Genomic DNA, 17,185 nt, shown 5'->3' with positions numbered 1-17,185 from the left:
TAAAGAATCTGGGCAAAAGTACACAATGCGTTACTCTTTTTCATCACTTACCGTTGCCTTGCCTTTCGGCAAGTGCTGTTTTGGTGCTGTTTTCTGGAAAACAGGCTTAAAACGCTATAGCAGACCTTTGATGATTTGTTCTACGGTAATGCCCTCGGCCTCGGCTTTGAAGTTGCGCACCAGGCGGTGACGCAGAATAGGAACGGCTACTGCCTGTACGTCTTCAATATCAGGGGAGTATTTTCCTCTGATGAGGGCGTTGCACTTGGCACCCATGATCAGGTGCTGCGAGGCGCGGGGGCCGGCTCCCCACTCCAGGTACTGGTCTGTTTGTGGCCCGGCCAATGAGGTGTTGGGGCGGGTTTTGTGTACCAGTTTCACGGCGTATTCCACCACGTTGTCGGTGACCGGGACGCGGCGCACCAATTGCTGGAAAGCGGTGATTTCATCGGCGTGCAGGACTACGTTGGGCGTGTGTTTGCGGTCGCCGGTGGTGTTCTTGACAATCTGCAGTTCGGCCTCGTAGCTGGGGTAGGCGAGGGCTATATGGAACATGAAACGGTCTAACTGGGCTTCGGGTAACGGGTACGTGCCTTCCTGCTCAATGGGGTTCTGGGTGGCCAGCACAAAGAAAGGCCGGGGCAAGTTATAATGGTGGCCTGCCACCGTCACCGAGTATTCCTGCATGGCCTCCAGCAAGGCGGCCTGGGTTTTAGGTGGCGTCCGGTTAATCTCATCTGCCAGTACAATGTTGGCAAACACCGGGCCTTTCACAAACTGGAATTGCCGGTTATTATCTAAGGTCTCTGAACCCAGAATATCTGAGGGCATTAAATCTGGGGTGAACTGCACCCGGTTGAACGACAGATCCAATGAATTGGAGATGGTCTGAATCAATAAGGTCTTGGCCAGGCCCGGTACTCCCACCAAAAGACAATGCCCCTGACAAAAAACAGCAGTCAGCACCAGTTTCACCACTTCTTCCTGGCCAATGATGGTTTGGGAGATCTCAGCGGTCAGACGCTTGTAGGCATGGTGAAGCGCATCTGCGGCTTCTTTGTCAGAGGCAAAGGGAGGCATAGAAGGGGAGGTTAGTCGTCTAAACTACAGGTTTTGAAATCTGGCGCAATGTCTACAAACACCGTTTCTTTGTTTTTCTCGAACCACTCAGTAATGGCTCGGTTGCGTTTGTCGGCAAGGGCCGCAGCGGCAATTTTCTGGTAATCGTCCCGCAGGTTGGCTTGGTGCGGAGCGGCTTTAGATTTGAGGTAAAGGATACGCATGGCTTCTTTGCCGTCTTCGGTACGGTACGGAAGCGGCCCACTGATAGAGCCTACTTGCATGGTGTCAATCACGAAGAAAACAGACGGGTCTACTTTGTCAACGGGAATATAGGTGGTAGGGCTACCAGGCAGCGTGATCATACCGCCGTTTCCTTTGGTGGCCATGTCATCTGAAAAGTCTTTGGCCGCTTTGGCAAACGAAAGGGTGTCTTTCTGAACAAGCGTCCGGATGCTATCCAGCAGATGCGCGGTTTGTTGCAGGTCTACCTGAGCCGTAGCGGGCTTGATAAGGATATGGCGGGTATTGAACTCTTCTCCGCGGCGCTCCAGCAACTGGATGATGTGGAACCCGAACATAGACTCAATCACCGGAGAGGTTTCACCGGGCTGCAGCTTTAACGCCGCGGCTTCATATTCTGGTACCAACTCGCGTTTCTTGAAGAAGCCAAGTTCTCCGCCAGCGGCGCCAGAGCCTGGGTCTTGTGAATACTGACGGGCGAGCGCCGCGAAATCTTCCCCGGCTAGAATACGCTTCCGGATGGATTCCAACTGCTCACGGGCCGCCTGTTTCTGGGCCGTGCCAATCTGCGCGATCTTTACAATCTGGCCCACTTCCACCTCAGTGGAGAAATAGGGTAAGCTGTCTTTAGGAATGCGGTTAAAGTATTGTTGCACCTCTTTGGGGGTCACCTTCATTTTGCCGGCAATCTCCCGCTCCATTTTCTGAACGGTCAACTGTTCTTTCAGGCTGCGGCGAAGATCACTTCTGATCTCACTCATGGGTTTGTTGTAATACGCCTCCAGCTTTTCCTGGCTCCCAATCTGAGCAACAAATTGGTTTAAACGGCCTTCCAGTTCGGCATTGATAGTGCCTTCCTCTACAATGACAGAATCCACCTCGGCCCGGGCCAAGAGGAGTTTGTTCTGTACCAAAGACTGTAAAATCTGGCATTTCAGATCTGGTGTTTTGTAGCCTTGGGCAGCGGCGTTGGCGTGCTGGAACTCCAATTCTGAACGTAAGATGATATGGCCTCCTACCTTGGCTACAATGTTGTCTATCAACGTAGCTTGTTGGGCTTCTGCGCGTTGCGCCATAGAACCCAAAACACCGAGGAGGAGAAGGCTTTTAAAGAATGAAGAAAAAGAAATTCTGATTTTCATGGTATTCTGTATAGCGGTTGCTTTGTATAGAACCGCTTCTCTTGCAAAATAGTATAGTGGTAAACAAACAAAGCTAGGCAAACGGCTTCACTAAAAGAAACTTCGGGCCTGCTTACTTCTTAATAAGCTTCTGTACCTCCGTCTGGTTCACACTTATTGGGTACTTCTGGCGTAGTTCTTTGATCCATTCCTGCTCCAGATAAGTCTGGTAATCTGAGATGGCCGCGCCCCGGGTTTCATTGAGCTTTTTAGGAGCAGGGGCTTCTACCCGGTCAATCTTAATCCAGATGGAGCGGCCGTCTTGCGTGACGTTGTAGGTGCCCGGCTTCCAGGTCACTCCGTCCAACACTTTATGGTCACCCCGCTGGAATTTACGGGAAGTCACTTGCAGGGCCAGTGGGTTACCCTGGTTCAGTTGCTCGGCTAGGGCCTGCACATCTGAGGTGTACACGCGCAAAGACACCCGGCGGGCACCAATAGATTCACTGGAAGCAGGCACTAGTTTCATGTTTTCTCCGCTAACGCCTTTCTGCTGCAAGTAGTTCTTTACGGCTGTGGTACGGCGGGCGGGCAGGGTAGAGTTCTTCCGGTTCGCGCTTTCGCGGGCATCTTGGTACCCAGTCATTTCCAGCGATAAAGTGGTGTCTGCCAAAACAGCGCCAGCCAGTTGGTCTAGCTGGGCGGTGGCCGCTTTAGAAAGAGTGGCGCTGCCTGACGTAAACAGCAAGTCTATGGGTTTCATTCTGGGAGACAGGAATTTGCCTGCTCTTAGCAGCGACTGGGCCTGGGCAAGAACGGTTGGGTTGGCGGCGCTCAGGATGGTGGCCTGGGCACGTTCTCCCCACATGTATTTTTCTTTATTGGCTTCAAAGAAAGCTTTCAACCCTACGGTGTCTTCCACCGCTTTGGCCCATACTTTCTCTTCCATCAACTGGAACAGCAGAATGCCGTCATGGTACTCGTTCACCAGCATTTTGTAATCGGGGTGCTTTTCTTCCAGGTGCTCGCGCTCATAGTCCAGCAGGCTGGTTTCCACAAACTTGTCATACAGCAGGTTCAGGGCGTGGGCCGGAGACACGTTCTGTCTAGGGCGTTGGTTCGCATCAATGTACGTGGCAAACTTGCCCACGGTGTACGGCTGGCCGTTAATGGTGAACAGCGCGGCGGTGGGTAAATTCTTCGGCTCTGCCGGAACATTGAACTGCCATTTGCCCGCCAGCAGGGTAGAATCTGCCAAGCGCAGGGTTGCTTCCTTGATGGGTGGGTTCTCCTGAAATTTGTTTTCGGTTTTGATGCGGCGCAGGAAGGCGGCTTTGTTCAGCTCTGAGCGGGAATCTTTGGCGATGCGGTTACGGAGCGAGGTTTCCATCTCTTCATATGAGGGCAGTTCTTTGCGCTCCAGTAATTTGATGATGTGCCACCCGTAAGCGGTCTGCACCGGAGGCGTGATGGCACCCGGTTGGGCCAAGGCAAAGGCAGCTTCCTCAAAGGAAGGAATCATGCGGCCCGTGCCGAACCACGGCAGTTCGCCCCCATTATCTGCGGAGGCGGCGTCTTCAGAGAACTGGGAAGTGAGTTTGTTCCAGTCTTCTTTGCGTTGTACCCGGCTGTAGATTTCGTCTATCTTCTTTTTGGCCACCAAAGAATCGGCCTTGGGCAGGCCTTGCTGGGCCCGCACCATGATGTGCGCCACTTTGATCTCGCCCTGGGCCGGACGCACCTCGTTCACTTTGATGATATGGTAGCCAAAACGGGTTCTTACCGGCTGCGAGATTTGGCCTGCCGGCGTAGTGAAGGCGGCATTCTCAAACGGGTACACCATCTGCAAGGCCGTGAAATAGCCCAAATTTCCGCCGTTCTCCCTAGCCGAAGGGTCTTCAGAGAAACGCTGGGCCAGTGACTCAAACGGGGTTCCGTTTATAGCCTGGTTTCGCAAATCCATGATCTTCTGGTAGGCGGCCAGCGTGTCTTTGGGGTCGGCCTCCATGTCAACGTTTATGAGAAGATGGGTGGCGTTTACTTCTTTCTTCAGGCGTTCATAGGCTTCCCGCACCAATTGGTCGGTCACGCTTTTCTCTGTGAGGAACGGTTGGGCCAATTGCTCTTTGTACCCGCCTAGTTCGGTCTTAAACGCTTGGGTAGTGTCTAAGCCGCGGCTTTTGGCCTCAGCCACTTTCAGTTTGAAGTTGGTGTACAGGTTCAGGTACTCGTTTACACTGGCGCTGGAAAAGGCGCTGTCTGTGCTGGTGTTGTTTTTCTCATACACATAGGCAAACTCAGAAACCGGAACTTTCTCTGGGCCAATGGTAAGCAAAACAGGTTCAGCTGCCTTTTTAGGAGAAGTACACTGGAAAAGGAGCAGGGCACTCAGGCCCACGTACAAGGAAGAAACTCGCATAGATGTCAGCAAAATGCGGAAGGTCTGGCAAATAGACTTCCCATACATTATGCAATTTTACTCATTTTTTTGGAGAGAACAGGACACTATTGAAAAACATAGTGCCAGAGCAGCAGGGAAGGGGAAAGCCTGCTCCGTTTCTGGCATCTTTTGGTCAAAACAGGCCAGAAACGGTTTTTATTGTGTGCAGGAAAGAAATTATAGGAAAGCAGGTTACGCAATGAGTTTGTGCATGCGGCAGATGTTGGTAGAGCCCTTCACACTGTATTCTACTTTGTCCATGATTCGGTTTACCAGCGCCACGCCCACGCCTCCTTTTTTGCCGATTTTTATGTTATCTAGAATGTCAGGCTCTTTGTAATTGGCCTGCACAAAGGGAGTACCGTTGTCTTCCAGCTCAAAAATGATTTGTCTTTCATCATACCTGATGGTAAGGCAAAGGTGTTTCTGGCTGTTTTCCTGGTTGGAGTGGATGATCAGGTTGGCGCAGATCTCGTCTACGGCCAAAATGATCTGGTTTAACATGATCTCAGACAAATGGACAGGTAAGAGCGTCTCCGTCACAAAGGCCCGGATAACTTTCAGATTCTTCCTGTCACAGCTGACCCGGATCTTGTTAGTCATTGGCGATGGTCACAGCTTCTTCATAAGAAGAGACAATGGTCATGAGCAGATCCAGCCCCAGAATCTCAAATACATTGCGCACTTTCTCTTGCATGTTGAAGAAAATAAGCTTGATCTGGGCATCTTCAAACCGCTGCAAATGCGAGATGAACACGCCTAAACCGGCCGAGGAAATGTAATTGAGGTTTTTGCAGTCAACCAAGATCTTTCCAAACATCATGATGCTGGGGTTGGAGAGTTCTTCATCCAGCAGCACAGAGGAGCTGGCGTCTAGTTCACCATCTAAACTGATGGTGATGGTGTTGTCGGTGATAGTATGTTTTATTTTCATCGTGCTTCTTTACGAATCCTCTATTTGTTAGGTTGACGGTGTTTGAATTTGATCACGAGTAAGGTTTGGTCATCGTGCAGGATATCACTGCTGAAGTCATTGACATCGTTGATGATCGCACTTTTGATGTCCTCGGCCTCTAGGTGATAGGTTTGGGAAAGCATATATTTCAGGCGTTCCTCGCCGTACTCGTCCTGCCGGGTGTTACGGGCTTCCACAATCCCATCGGTGTAAATGACCATCACATCATTGGGGTTGTAATCATAGTGCAGCCGGTGGATGCGTTTGGCGTAGGAGGGATCCCGCACAATGCCCAAGCCTAGTCCCTCTGTCTGAAAGTAGAACGTATCTTCCATCATAGAGTTATAGTAAAGCGTATGGCAGTGGCCCGCCCGGGCGAAGGACACGCCCTGCATCTCGTAATCAATGATGTACAGCGCCGAGGTAATGAAGGAGGTACGTTCCAGGCACCGGCTGAGGGCGCTGTTGGCCTGCACCATGAACTCATCGGGCAGTAAATCCTGCTGCATGAGCCCGTGGAAAATGCCTTTCATCTGGGCCATGTGGAAAGCCGCCGAAATCCCTTTGCCCGACACGTCTCCTATGATGATGGCAATGCGTGACTTGCTCAACTGCAGGTAATCATAAAAATCGCCGCCCACTTCTTTGGCCGCCTGCGAGTAGGTGCTGATGTCAAACCAGGTATCGGTGGGGAAGGTTTTGGGGTTCAGGCGGTCTTGCACCAGCGTCGCGATCTTGAGTTCCTCTTTGTAGCGCTCATTCTGCAATGATTCCTGCATGAGGCGCAGGTTTTCAATGGTGAGCACCGTCTGGTTGGCGAAAGACTGCACCACACTTATGGTGTCTGGGGCAAAGCCTTGTTCTAGCTCCAGCAGCAGATACAGGTAGCCGTACCGGCGCTTGGAAGAAACCAGCGGCACCAGCAGAAGGGAGTTAAAGACAATCTGGTGGTTTTTGAACTCCGGAAGAAGGCCCAAATCTCCGTTTACGTACACGCTGTCTATGGCAGCTGCCTTATTCTGTTCCTGCGCCTTTTTGATCAGAGCCCTCACCAAGACCTGCGTTTCTGCATCAACAGGATTGCCGGTTGCCTGGGACGTGTCTAGTTGCGTGACTTCGCCAACCTCCAGCCAGGCGGCGTCTGCCCCGGTGGCTTTGATGGCGCTCTCAAACAGCATGTTGTAGACCTCGTCTTCGCTTCGGCCCTGCTGAATGGTGTGGCTCAGGCGTTGGAAACTCAGGAGGTCGGCGTTCCGCTGCTCAAAAACCCGGGTGGTGGGCAAGCTGAAAAGCGCTACCAGAAAGGAAGCCAGCGCGTAAATAAGAACAAAGGCCAGAACCAGGAGAATGAACGGGTTGTCTGTGTAATCTACCTCCAGCTCCCGAGAACTGTTGTAGAGATACAGGAAGTTGGCAAACAGGATGCCCGAGGCGATGACCGCCGTGAGCAGGAAGATACAGCCCCATTTCTTGTCCAGGGTCAGGAACGCGATCCACCGTTGGTGCACGCTCATGTAAAGGCTGTACAGCAGCAACAGGCCCAGATCCAGGATAAGGAAGAAATGCTCTGTGTAGGCCACATCAAGCAACGTCACCAATAGAGAAAGGTATACCAGAATCTCAAACCATTTCCACTGGTTCTGAACGTCTTTGGTTTTGTGGTACAGAATAAGCTGCCGCCACGTGTAGAACGCCTTGGCCAGGAAATAGATCAGTAACCCGAAAAGTACCTGATAGGAGACATCCAGCAGATACGGGCTGCTAAACCAGTGCCGGCTCAGGTTGGGGTAACTCAAGTAAAACAGCAACCAGGCATACGCACCCAGCCCACCTTTGACAAAGAGGCTCCACAGGGGAGAGGTGAACTCGGCGCTGCGCTGAATGGGAACGTTGTGCCGCTGGTACAGGAATACAGACAGGATGAACACCACAGACAACAGGTTGTTGAGGTACGGGAAGGCACCATTGGCTTCGCCTATCTGTTCCTGGCGGGCCAAAAACAAAACATTCACCAATAGCAGCACCCAGCTCACACTTGCGGTTATTAGGCCTAGCTGTTTGATGGTTTTGTCTTGGGGCATTGGAGGGATTGCCTGCTGTGGTTGGTTAGGTGATAGATGAGGGTGAATACGATATTTTCTTAAAAGTAATTAAAAAAAAGTTATGTTCTTCAAACCGGGCCCTGATAGCTCCCCCTGCGGCTGGCTAAGCCACCTGGCTTGTACAGCATAGCTTCTGTTATTTAAAACTACGCTCTCCGTAATAGGGGAGGCCTATATAGTAAACGCTAAATCTTTTACAATGATTCACAGCAAAACGGCTTTAAAACGCTCTATTGGCACGGGTAGAAGCTGATGTGGGGCTAATCTGTTGTGGCAAAGCCGTTTACTCAGCATCTGCGCCGAGGGAATCTGAATTATACCAAACCGCGTAACGATCTTTCATGAAGACGAGAGAGAACCCCGCCGATGCGTTTTGAGGCTATTTTCCGGAAACTAGGCCGGAAACCGGATACATTAGATTCCGGTAAAGACCAGGCACCGCCTTGTCTCGGGCACGCATTGCTTTCTGCGGTTGGTTTTTTCTGCGGGGCAGACATCCTCCCTTCCTCTCAACGTTTCGGGGCTGTTTTGCAGAAAACGGGCTGTAAACGGCATCGGCGCAGACGCTCGCAGGTCTAAAGACGCTACGAGTTCTTGGGAGCGAGCGGTATTGCGGAAGCAGGCTTTAGAACCTACTGGCGCGAGACTCCAGTCTTGTGCCATGGGATATGAAGCGAGTCTCCAGACTCGCCGGGAACCACTGGCAGTTTTGCGGGTGGAATGTCAGTAGTTCCGTCTTCCTCCTTAGCTGGGGTTCGTTTGCAGCTACTTTAGAAAAAAGACCCATAAAACGAATTTTGCTCTGCCCAAGAAATTTCTTGAACAGAGCAAAACAGGAAGGTAGTAGAAAATAGCGGGTTTCTTACGTGACTAGCGGCTGTAGTTGGGTGCCTCGCGGGTGATCTGCACGTCATGCGGATGGCTTTCGCGCAGGCCGGCCCCGGTGATCTTCACCATTTTGGCTTTCTTCAGCGCCTCAATGTCTGGGGCACCGCAGTAGCCCATGCCCGCCTTGAGGCCGCCTACCAGTTGGTACAGCACCTCGCCGGCCAGGCCTTTGTACGGCACGCGGCCCACAATGCCTTCGGGCACCAGTTTTTTGACATCATCCTCGGCATCCTGGAAGTAGCGGTCTTTGGAACCTTCGCCCATGGCCTCAATGGAGCCCATGCCGCGGTACGTTTTGAATTTACGGCCTTCGTAGATCTGCATGTCGCCGGGGGCTTCCTCAGTGCCGGCCAACAGAGACCCGATCATGATGGTGCTGGCCCCGCCCGCAATGGCTTTCACCAGATCACCAGAGAACTTGATGCCGCCGTCGGCGATGACCGGCACGCCGGTGCCTTCCAGGCCTTTTACGGCCTCCATCACGGCAGACAACTGCGGCACCCCAATACCGGCAATGATACGGGTGGTACAGATAGAGCCCGGGCCCACGCCTACCTTCACCGCATCGGCCCCGGAGTCGGCCAGGGCTCTGGCTCCTGCGGCGGTAGCCACGTTGCCGGCAATGAGGTCAATCTCGGGGAAAGCGTCTTTGATTTTGCGCACCGCGTCCATCACCCCTTTGGAGTGGCCGTGGGCCGTGTCCACACTGATCACGTCTACCCCGGCTTCCACCAGCGCGCCTACGCGATCCAGCACGTCGGGCGTCACGCCCACGGCGGCCCCCACGCGCAAACGCCCGAACTCGTCTTTGCAGGCGTACGGGCGGTGTTTTCTTTTCAGGATATCTTTGTAAGTGATCAATCCGGCCAGCACCCCGTTTTCGTCCACCACCGGCAGTTTCTCGATTTTGTATTCCTGCAGAATGTCTTCGGCCTTGTCCAGTTCAATGCCTTTGGGGGCGGTGATGAGCCGGTCTTTGGTCATGATCTCAGACACCTTCACCGAGAAGTTTTTCTCGAACCGAAGGTCGCGGTTGGTGATGATGCCCACCAGTTTCTTGTCGGTAGACACAATGGGAATTCCGCCGATGCGGTGTTCCTTCATGATCTGGATGGCCTCGCCCAGCGTGGCGTGCTCATGCAGCGTAACCGGATCCAGGATCATGCCACTCTCAGAGCGTTTCACCTTGCGCACCTGTTCGGCTTGCTGCTTGATGCTCATGTTTTTGTGGATGAACCCGATGCCGCCTTCCTGCGCCATGGCAATGGCCATATCGGCCTCGGTCACGGTGTCCATGGCCGCCGACACAATAGGAATGTTCACCCGGATGTTGCGGGTAAGCTGGGTGGAAGTATTGGTGTCTTTGGGAAGTACCTCTGAATAGGCGGGTAATAGCAGAACGTCGTCGTAAGTCAGGGCTTCGAACAACAGATTGGGAGCGTGAAACTGCATAGCAAATAGCGGATATGGTATTTGCCACGTAAAGTTAAGGGAAAAATTGAATATCCTAGCGTTTAGGGGCTGATTTTGGAAAACTAGCTTAAAAGTGGGGTTTGTTTGTTCTTGGTAGGGGCTTATGATGTTGGTGCATGCCTTTTGCTGTTCCCTAGGTTTGGCTGCTTCTTGCGTGGATATGAGCAGGTACACGCCTTACGCTGTTCCCTAGGATTGTCCGCTTTTTGCGTGGGTGCAAGTGCTGTAATGTTTCATCTGTTCCGCTAAGCGCTCACGGCCGCGAGGCCCCGTCCTCCCCTCTCGCACTGCCCTTTCGGCCTGAGAAGATATTCGCTCTTAGCTGAAGTCTGTCTAGGGCCAAAAGCGAGGCGCGCTCGGGGAAGACTGGAACTGGGGAAAGTAGCAGAAGTGGTGATGGTAGAAACGGTGATTAGTTGCATTGCCTGTATTCTGCCGCAAAGGAGTATTCCCCTCCTCGGAGGGGTAGGGGTGGGTTCAAGTACGTTTCGGGGCCGTTTCCCGGAAAACAGGCCGAAAACGGAGCTTATGAACACACTTCCTCAGCAAGAATTCCGGGGGCGAAGGCGCATGTACACTGGAAAACTGCACATAGCTGCTAGATGTCTGCCAACCACAAGACCGCCTACTTAAAAGACCTCGTAGTGCGCGCAGCTCCTACGAGTGTCTGTTGTTGTGCGTAGAGTTAGCGACAGCGCCCTGCGCACAACAACAGACGGCCAATCTCCTGATTGGCGAAACGGGAAATCAGAGCAAAAACAGCTCCCAGACAAACCAGCCTTAATACACCGGAAACGTAGGGTCTACCTCCTGGGCCCAGGCGTGCACGCCGCCTTTCAGGTTGAGCAGATTGGTGAAGCCGTGGCGTTGCTGCAGAAATAAAAGGGCCTGTGCGCTTCTGAAACCGTGGTGGCAAAGGAGGACGGTGGGCGTGTCTTTGTCTAAAGAAGCAGCTTGTCTGGGGAGTTCACCCAGCGGGATCAGTTGGCCGCCCAAGTTGCAGATGGCCCATTCCTGCGGTTCGCGCACGTCAATAAGTTGCAGGGGTTCCTGGGATACCAGGCGTTCTTTCAGTTGTTGGGGAGTGATCTCGGGCAGCATGGGGCAAAGATACGGTGAAAAAGTTTGGCCTAAATACCTAGCCTCGGCTTGAACCCACTGCGAAGCTTCTATTTTTGTGCCTGCTACCAATGCGCCCATCTGTTTAAGGGCAGGTTTTCTGAAAACAGGGCTAAAACGGGAGGCGGCAATTTCTTCTCTATGGATTTTCTATCGCCCAGCCAATGGAATCTGGCTACCGTCACCGAAGTAGTAGGCGTCATGACCGGTCTCCTGTGTGTGTGGCTCGCGGCCAGGCAAAACATCTGGACGTTTCCCACCGCGCTCATCAGCGTGACGTTGTACATCGTCATCTTCTATGACGCCCGCCTCTACGCCGACATGGGCCTGCAGGTCATGTTTGCCGGACTCAACTTTTATGGCTGGTACCTGTGGCTGTATAAAGGAAACAAACGGGAAGAACGGCCGGTCACTAAAATGACCTCCAGCCAGTGGGGGTGGCTCCTGCTGTTTGTGCCGCTGTTCACGCTGGGGCTGGGTTCTTACCTGCACTATAACACCAACGCCGATCTGGCTTACTGGGATGCTGCCACCACCGCCGTGAGTTTAGGCGCGCAATGGCTCATGAGCCGGAAAAAACTGGAGAACTGGCTGATCTGGATGGCGGTAGACGCCGTGTACGTGCCCATTTACATTTACAAGGAACTCTATCTCACGGCGGTTCTTTACTTCCTCTACCTTGCGCTGGCGTGGTGGGGCTACGTTGACTGGAAGAAAAGCCTGCAGGTGCGTGAACAAGCCGTGCCGTCTACCCAGTAGGCGCGCAAAAAGGCCTGGTAAGCATTAATTTCTTTAAAGGTGCTCTTGCCAGATCTTCTGAGACTGGGTTTCAAGGCTGTTTTCAAGGAATAAGCGGGGCGGGGTAAATTAGAGAAAGGACTACTAAGCGGAAGCCATTAGAAAAAGGAGGCGTTTAGCTCGGTTAAGTGCTATTTAAGCTGATTATACCCTCTGCAAACCAGGCAGAGGTAAAAAAAAGAGGCTCTGCAAGTAACCCTTTTATTTTTTATAACGATTAAGCAGAAGTTACCTTCTCACTCAACCGTTGTATTATGAAAAATATAGTACGTATTTGGCTTGCGCTTACTTTCTGCTTTGGCTTGTCTACCCAGGAACTGCTGGCCCAGGAAGCAGACACCCTTAAAAAGTACCAGGATCCGGTGGTGACGGATACGCTGAAAAAATATCAGGGGCCGGTTACCCCTCCCGGTATCAAAACCCCTTTTTTCAAGTCCAAGGCATTCAGAGCCACCATCATTCCCTCTATCCTGATTGCCTATGGTCTAACCACCATCAAAGACAATGGCCTGTACAGCAGTTATGACGCCCAGCGCGACATCCGGAAGCACTTCCCTAATTTCAATACAAAGGTTGATGATGTGTTGCTCGTGATGCCCTATGTAGAACTGGCGGCGGCCAACTTGTTTAACGTGAAGTCAAACAACGACTTCCTGAACACCTCTATCCTTATTCTGAAAGCCGAAGCCATCTTTGCCATCACGGTGTTTGGGATTAAACAGGTTTCCAACCTGGAGCGGCCCAACGGCGAAAACCGAGAGTCTATGCCTTCGGGCCACACGGCCCAGGCTTTTCTGGCGGCGTCCATCCTCAACTCAGAGCTGAAGCACAAGAGCCCGTGGTACGGCATTGGCGCGTACACCATCGCCACCAGCGTGGGGGCGTTCAGGATGCTCAACAACAAGCACTGGCAGTCAGACGTGTTTGTGGGCGCCGGGATAGGAATGCTGTCATCCCACTTGGCGTACCTCTCCCACCGCAACCGCTGGGGGCGCAAACCATCTATTGTCAATTTATCACCCGCCTATATTTACGGAGCTCCCGGTTTTGCCTTGACCATGAACCTGGATGATTACCGTAACCGGAAGAAAAACACCAACTTCTACCAAGGCACCCTGGAATAACAGTCTCAAAGTTTGTTATGAAAAAGTAATGACAAATTAAAGCAGAACACTCGCGCGCGGGACGCGAGCGAGTGAAAAACTTTTTATAAACCTACCCCTGACCCGCGGCTTCGGCTGCGGGTTTTATTTTATAGGCGGCTACGCTGGTTTTAGGCCATTTTCAGAAAAAGAGGCTTAAAACAGGCTGTTTCAGTTGTGCTTGTTAATTTTGGCGTACCTGCCGCATCTGCAGCAGGTAATCCCAAATGCTTACCCTATGAAAAAATTTCTCTTTTTCTGTCTCCTCGTAGCCACTTTGTCTCTGCCAGACCGTGCCTTGGCCCAGAACCCCCGGCGGCATGACACCAATTTCAACGGCTGGTACATGTACTTCGGAACGCACCGGTTAACCGATAGATGGAGCCTGCACACTGAGTTCCAACTGAGGCGCTACAAAGTGATCACTGAGCCGCAGCAGTTCATGCCGCGCGTAGCAGCCGTCTATAGCCTCTCAGACCGGGCCTCCGTGGCGGCGGGCTACGCCTACGTGCACACCTATCCGTACGGCGACAACCCGGCCCGTGAAGACTTCCCGGAGCAGCGCACGTATCAGCAACTGCAGTTCAGGGACAACCACGGCCGGTTCATTTTGCAGCACCGTTTCCGGCTGGAGCAGCGCTGGGTTAAATTCGCCGGGGCAGATGACTACACCTATTTGAACCGCGCCCGTTACCAGTTCAGAACCACCCTTCCGCTGCAAGGCGCTACCCTGGAAGACAAGGAATTTTATCTGGGGCTGTATGATGAGATTTTTGTGAATTTTGGGCCCAATGTGACCAGCAACATCTTTGACCAGAACCGCGCCTATGCCGCTGTGGGCTACCGCTTCCACAGAGACGCCACGCTGGAGGTGGGCTACCTGCACCAGCACGTGGCCCAGCGCAACGGCATCTGGTTTGAAAGCAACCACACCCTGCAAGTGGGCCTCACCTACAACCTGGACTTCCGGAAGAAAACGGCTCCCATTCCGGCTCCGTAATTTTAAGTACCTTGCCTAGGCAACCCGCCTGTTTCAAGCCAGTTTTTCAGAAAACAGCTCTAAAACAGGATAGCCCTAAACGTCAATCTTTTGCTAAAAATAGCGATTACTGGCCCAGAGAGTACCGGAAAATCTACCTTGGCGGCGGCGCTGGCCCAGCACTACGGCGCGCCCTGGCTGCCGGAATACGCCCGCCCTTTTCTGGAAAACCTGGGCCGTCCGTACGAGGCGCCCGACCTGGAGACCATCGCCAAAGGCCAACTGAACCTCTGGCAAGCCGAGGCCGACAAGAACCCGCCGCTGCTTTTCCTGGACACCGAGTTGCTGGTGCTCAAAATCTGGTCTGAGCACGCGTACGGCCACTGCTCAGATTTTATTCTGTCGCAACTCAAGAAACAGGACTGCGACCTGTACCTGCTCCTGAACGTAGACTTACCCTGGCAGCCCGACCCGCAGCGCGAGCATCCGCATTTGCGGCATTTTTTCTATGACTGGTACAAACGCGAACTGGAACAGATGGGCGCGCCCTTCGTAGAGATTTCCGGCTCCTCTCAAACAAGATTCCGCAATGCGGTGCAGGCCGTGGAGCAAGTGCGTCAACGTTAAAAACTTTTATGAAAGCAACTTACCTGGAGAATGAATACGTGCGCGTGGGCGTGAAAAGCACCGGTGCCGAGCTGTGCAGTTTCCTCAAAAAAGAAGGCAACCGCGAGTATATTTGGCAAGCCGATGGCACCTTCTGGAACCGCCACGCGCCCGTGCTTTTTCCTATTGTGGGCCGTTTGCCCCAAGACCAGTACCTGCACCAGGGGCAGACCTATTCGCTGCCGCAGCACGGCTTCGCCCGAGATAAGGAATTTGCCTTGGTGGAAGAACAGGAAAACCGGCTGGTGTTTGAGCTGAAAGCCACGGAGGAAACCAAGAAAAACTATCCTTTTGATTTCGCGCTGCGCCTTGTCTATACGTTGCGGGGCCAGACGCTGGAGGTGACCTGGCAGGTGCAGCACTTGGGCGAAGGCGAGATGTTGTTCTCCATTGGCGCGCACCCGGCCTTCAACGTGCCTATGCTGCCCGGCGGGGCATTTGAAGACTACTACCTGGAGTTCTCCCAACCCGAGACCTTGTCGCGCTACCTGCTGGAAGACGGCACCGGCCTGCAAAACGGCCAAACCGAACCCGTGCTGGACAACATGGCCATTCTGCCGCTGCGCTACGAACACTATGAAAAAGACGCCATCGTGTTCAAAAGCTTCCGCTCAGACCGCGTGACCCTCAAGAGCGACCAACACCCACACTTCGTACAAGTGCAGTTCGCCAACTTCCCGTACCTGGGCATCTGGACAAAACGCGTGGGCGCACCGTTCCTCTGCATTGAGCCGTGGTACGGGGTGGCGGGCAGCGCCGGAGAACCCATTGAACTCCGCGACAAAGAAGGAATGCAGTCTCTGGGCCCCGGTGAAACGTTTGAGGCAGCGTATTCCATCACCATCGGCTAACCTGGTTTCAGGGCTGCTTTTGGAAAAACAGGCCTGAAACGGAAGTGCCTGACTTGTTAAGCGAGAGAGTTACTTACGAATTGATTCGGCATACTCTGGTTGGCCCAGATTGTTTACCGCTTAAAACTGGAGTAGCTTTGCGCGGCGGCTCAGCACCAGAAGCAAAGCCCGCTTTTCATCAAAAAGACCATCATGGAAGTAAGAGACAGCAACGGAAACCTGCTCAGCGAGGGCGACTCTGTTACGGTAATCAAAGATTTAAAGGTGAAGGGTTCTTCTACCACCATCAAAAGAGGAACCGTAGTCAAGAACATCAGGCTCACCAATGACGAAGCCGAGATTGAGGGCCGTGTGGAAAGAACCGTTATGGTTTTGAAAACCGCTTTCCTGAAGAAAGTATAACAAAAAAGGCGCTGGAAAGCGCCTTTTTTGTGCCTTGATTTGCCCAGCACGGAAACCGCGTTTAGCGCCTTTTTTTGTGAAAAGAACCTTGAAACGGGTTTGTAGTTAAAGGGCCGGTAAAATGCCCAGTTGCCGCAGAATCTGGTGGGTGATGGTTTTGCGGCAGGCCGCGAAATTCTCGTTTTTGGTGTTCTGGTCTTTGTGCAGCCGGGTGGCGAAGAAGTAGACGTTTCCTTTGGTTTCAACGTAGCCAATCCACCAGCCGCTGCTGGTTCCGCCGTAACTGGTCAGGCCGGTTTTGCCGCGTAGGGTGTAGGTTGGCGTTTGTTCGGCCGCCATCATCTGTTTCACTTTCTGGATGTTCTCCTTGGCGAAGGGCAGTTTCTCTTCGTACAACTTCCGCAGGAACTCAATCTGGTCTTTGGGTGAAATGGCGAAATCGCCGTAATTCCAGAAATCAGCCCCAAAACCGTTCTTTAGCTTGCCGTTTCCGTAGCCGCAGCGTTTCAGCCAGCTTCGGTATTCGTCTTGGCCTATGCGCTCGGCCAGCCGCACGTAGAACCAAACCGTGGAGTTGGTGAAGGCGCTTTTCATGTCGGTATCGGCGTTCCAGGCGGGAATTCCTCGTTGCTGGCCGTCCCATGGCAAAACTTCGTTTTCGTCCCGCACCGCTTTCTCTTCCAGCAGAATCAGGCTGTTCAGTATTTTGAACGTGGAGGCGGGAAGGGAGGCACGGTTCGTATCATTTTCCTCAGAATACACCCAGCTTTCCTTTGAGTAGTCATAGACGGTGGTGCTGCCTGCTACTCCGCACTCTGTAAAAGGCTTCTGCAAATCCTGCCCGTTTCCTTGAAAAGGCACCAGAAACAGAACTGTAGTACACAGGAGAAATAGCGTAAGAGTAACTCGGGGCGCTTTCTGTTGGGCTTGGATCACAGGATCTTTAG

At 52.8% G+C, this 17,185-nt stretch carries 15 protein-coding genes; 6 read left to right on the top strand and 9 right to left on the bottom strand.

The genetic code is table 11. From position 1 onward, the window contains the following. Positions 1–114 precede the first annotated feature (114 nt). From HHO50_RS02765 to HHO50_RS02730, 8 genes are all read right to left on the bottom strand, one after another. Positions 115–1,080 carry a MoxR family ATPase gene (locus HHO50_RS02765; protein ID WP_181304490.1) on the bottom strand — a complete coding sequence of 322 codons (966 nt, stop codon included), beginning with the start codon at positions 1,078–1,080 and terminating at the stop codon, positions 115–117. Between the two features lie 11 nt (positions 1,081–1,091). After that, positions 1,092–2,378 carry a peptidylprolyl isomerase gene (locus tag HHO50_RS02760; protein WP_181304489.1) on the bottom strand — a complete coding sequence of 429 codons (1,287 nt, stop codon included), beginning with the start codon at positions 2,376–2,378 and terminating at the stop codon, positions 1,092–1,094. A gap of 178 nt (positions 2,379–2,556) precedes the next feature. Continuing rightward, a complete protein-coding gene (locus HHO50_RS02755) occupies positions 2,557–4,842 on the bottom strand; it encodes a peptidylprolyl isomerase (protein ID WP_181304488.1) in 2,286 nt (761 codons plus the stop codon). 213 nt (positions 4,843–5,055) lie between these two features. Beyond that, complete coding sequence (locus HHO50_RS02750; protein WP_181304487.1) at positions 5,056–5,466, bottom strand: ATP-binding protein; 411 nt, start codon at positions 5,464–5,466, stop codon at positions 5,056–5,058. Continuing rightward, a complete protein-coding gene (locus tag HHO50_RS02745; RefSeq protein ID WP_062544051.1) occupies positions 5,459–5,797 on the bottom strand; it encodes an STAS domain-containing protein in 339 nt (112 codons plus the stop codon). The genes HHO50_RS02750 and HHO50_RS02745 overlap by 8 nt, the downstream gene beginning before the upstream one ends. Before the next feature lie 20 nt (positions 5,798–5,817). After that, positions 5,818–7,899: a PP2C family protein-serine/threonine phosphatase gene (locus HHO50_RS02740; protein WP_181304486.1), complete on the bottom strand. Its 2,082-nt coding sequence runs from the start codon at positions 7,897–7,899 to the stop codon at positions 5,818–5,820. 891 nt (positions 7,900–8,790) lie between these two features. Beyond that, positions 8,791–10,260 (bottom strand): IMP dehydrogenase, encoded by a 1,470-nt coding sequence (gene guaB / locus HHO50_RS02735; protein ID WP_181304485.1) that lies wholly within the window; start codon positions 10,258–10,260, stop codon positions 8,791–8,793. 801 nt (positions 10,261–11,061) lie between these two features. Continuing rightward, positions 11,062–11,382: a rhodanese-like domain-containing protein gene (locus tag HHO50_RS02730; RefSeq protein WP_255478567.1), complete on the bottom strand. Its 321-nt coding sequence runs from the start codon at positions 11,380–11,382 to the stop codon at positions 11,062–11,064. A gap of 159 nt (positions 11,383–11,541) precedes the next feature. Here HHO50_RS02730 and pnuC point away from each other — a divergent pair, with 159 nt between their 5' ends. The 6 genes from pnuC (at position 11,542) to HHO50_RS02700 (ending at position 16,238) form a co-directional block, all read left to right on the top strand. After that, on the top strand, positions 11,542–12,159 hold the full coding sequence (pnuC, locus tag HHO50_RS02725) for a nicotinamide riboside transporter PnuC (RefSeq protein ID WP_181304484.1): 618 nt from the start codon (positions 11,542–11,544) through the stop codon (positions 12,157–12,159). A 293-nt stretch (positions 12,160–12,452) separates the two neighbouring features. Next, positions 12,453–13,322 carry a phosphatase PAP2 family protein gene (locus tag HHO50_RS02720; RefSeq protein WP_181304483.1) on the top strand — a complete coding sequence of 290 codons (870 nt, stop codon included), beginning with the start codon at positions 12,453–12,455 and terminating at the stop codon, positions 13,320–13,322. A gap of 256 nt (positions 13,323–13,578) precedes the next feature. Beyond that, positions 13,579–14,340 carry a DUF2490 domain-containing protein gene (locus HHO50_RS02715; RefSeq protein ID WP_181304482.1) on the top strand — a complete coding sequence of 254 codons (762 nt, stop codon included), beginning with the start codon at positions 13,579–13,581 and terminating at the stop codon, positions 14,338–14,340. 90 nt (positions 14,341–14,430) lie between these two features. Next, entirely contained in the window at positions 14,431–14,946 is a 516-nt protein-coding gene (locus HHO50_RS02710) for an AAA family ATPase (protein ID WP_181304481.1), read from the top strand. An 8-nt stretch (positions 14,947–14,954) separates the two neighbouring features. After that, positions 14,955–15,836 (top strand): aldose 1-epimerase family protein, encoded by an 882-nt coding sequence (locus tag HHO50_RS02705; protein ID WP_181304480.1) that lies wholly within the window; start codon positions 14,955–14,957, stop codon positions 15,834–15,836. 192 nt (positions 15,837–16,028) lie between these two features. Continuing rightward, positions 16,029–16,238 (top strand): alkylphosphonate utilization protein, encoded by a 210-nt coding sequence (locus HHO50_RS02700; protein WP_181304479.1) that lies wholly within the window; start codon positions 16,029–16,031, stop codon positions 16,236–16,238. A gap of 105 nt (positions 16,239–16,343) precedes the next feature. Here the strand turns inward: HHO50_RS02700 and HHO50_RS02695 are convergent, their stop codons facing one another. Next, positions 16,344–17,072, bottom strand: coding sequence for a penicillin-binding transpeptidase domain-containing protein (locus HHO50_RS02695; protein ID WP_255478566.1), 729 nt, complete (start codon positions 17,070–17,072; stop codon positions 16,344–16,346). Positions 17,073–17,185: the final 113 nt, after the last annotated feature.

It is taken from the genome of Rufibacter sp. XAAS-G3-1, from assembly GCF_013623775.1.
GTDB lineage: Bacteria > Bacteroidota > Bacteroidia > Cytophagales > Hymenobacteraceae > Nibribacter.
The sequence above is the reverse complement of the archived record's forward strand: the minus strand, read 5'-3'. Positions and strand labels throughout refer to the sequence as shown.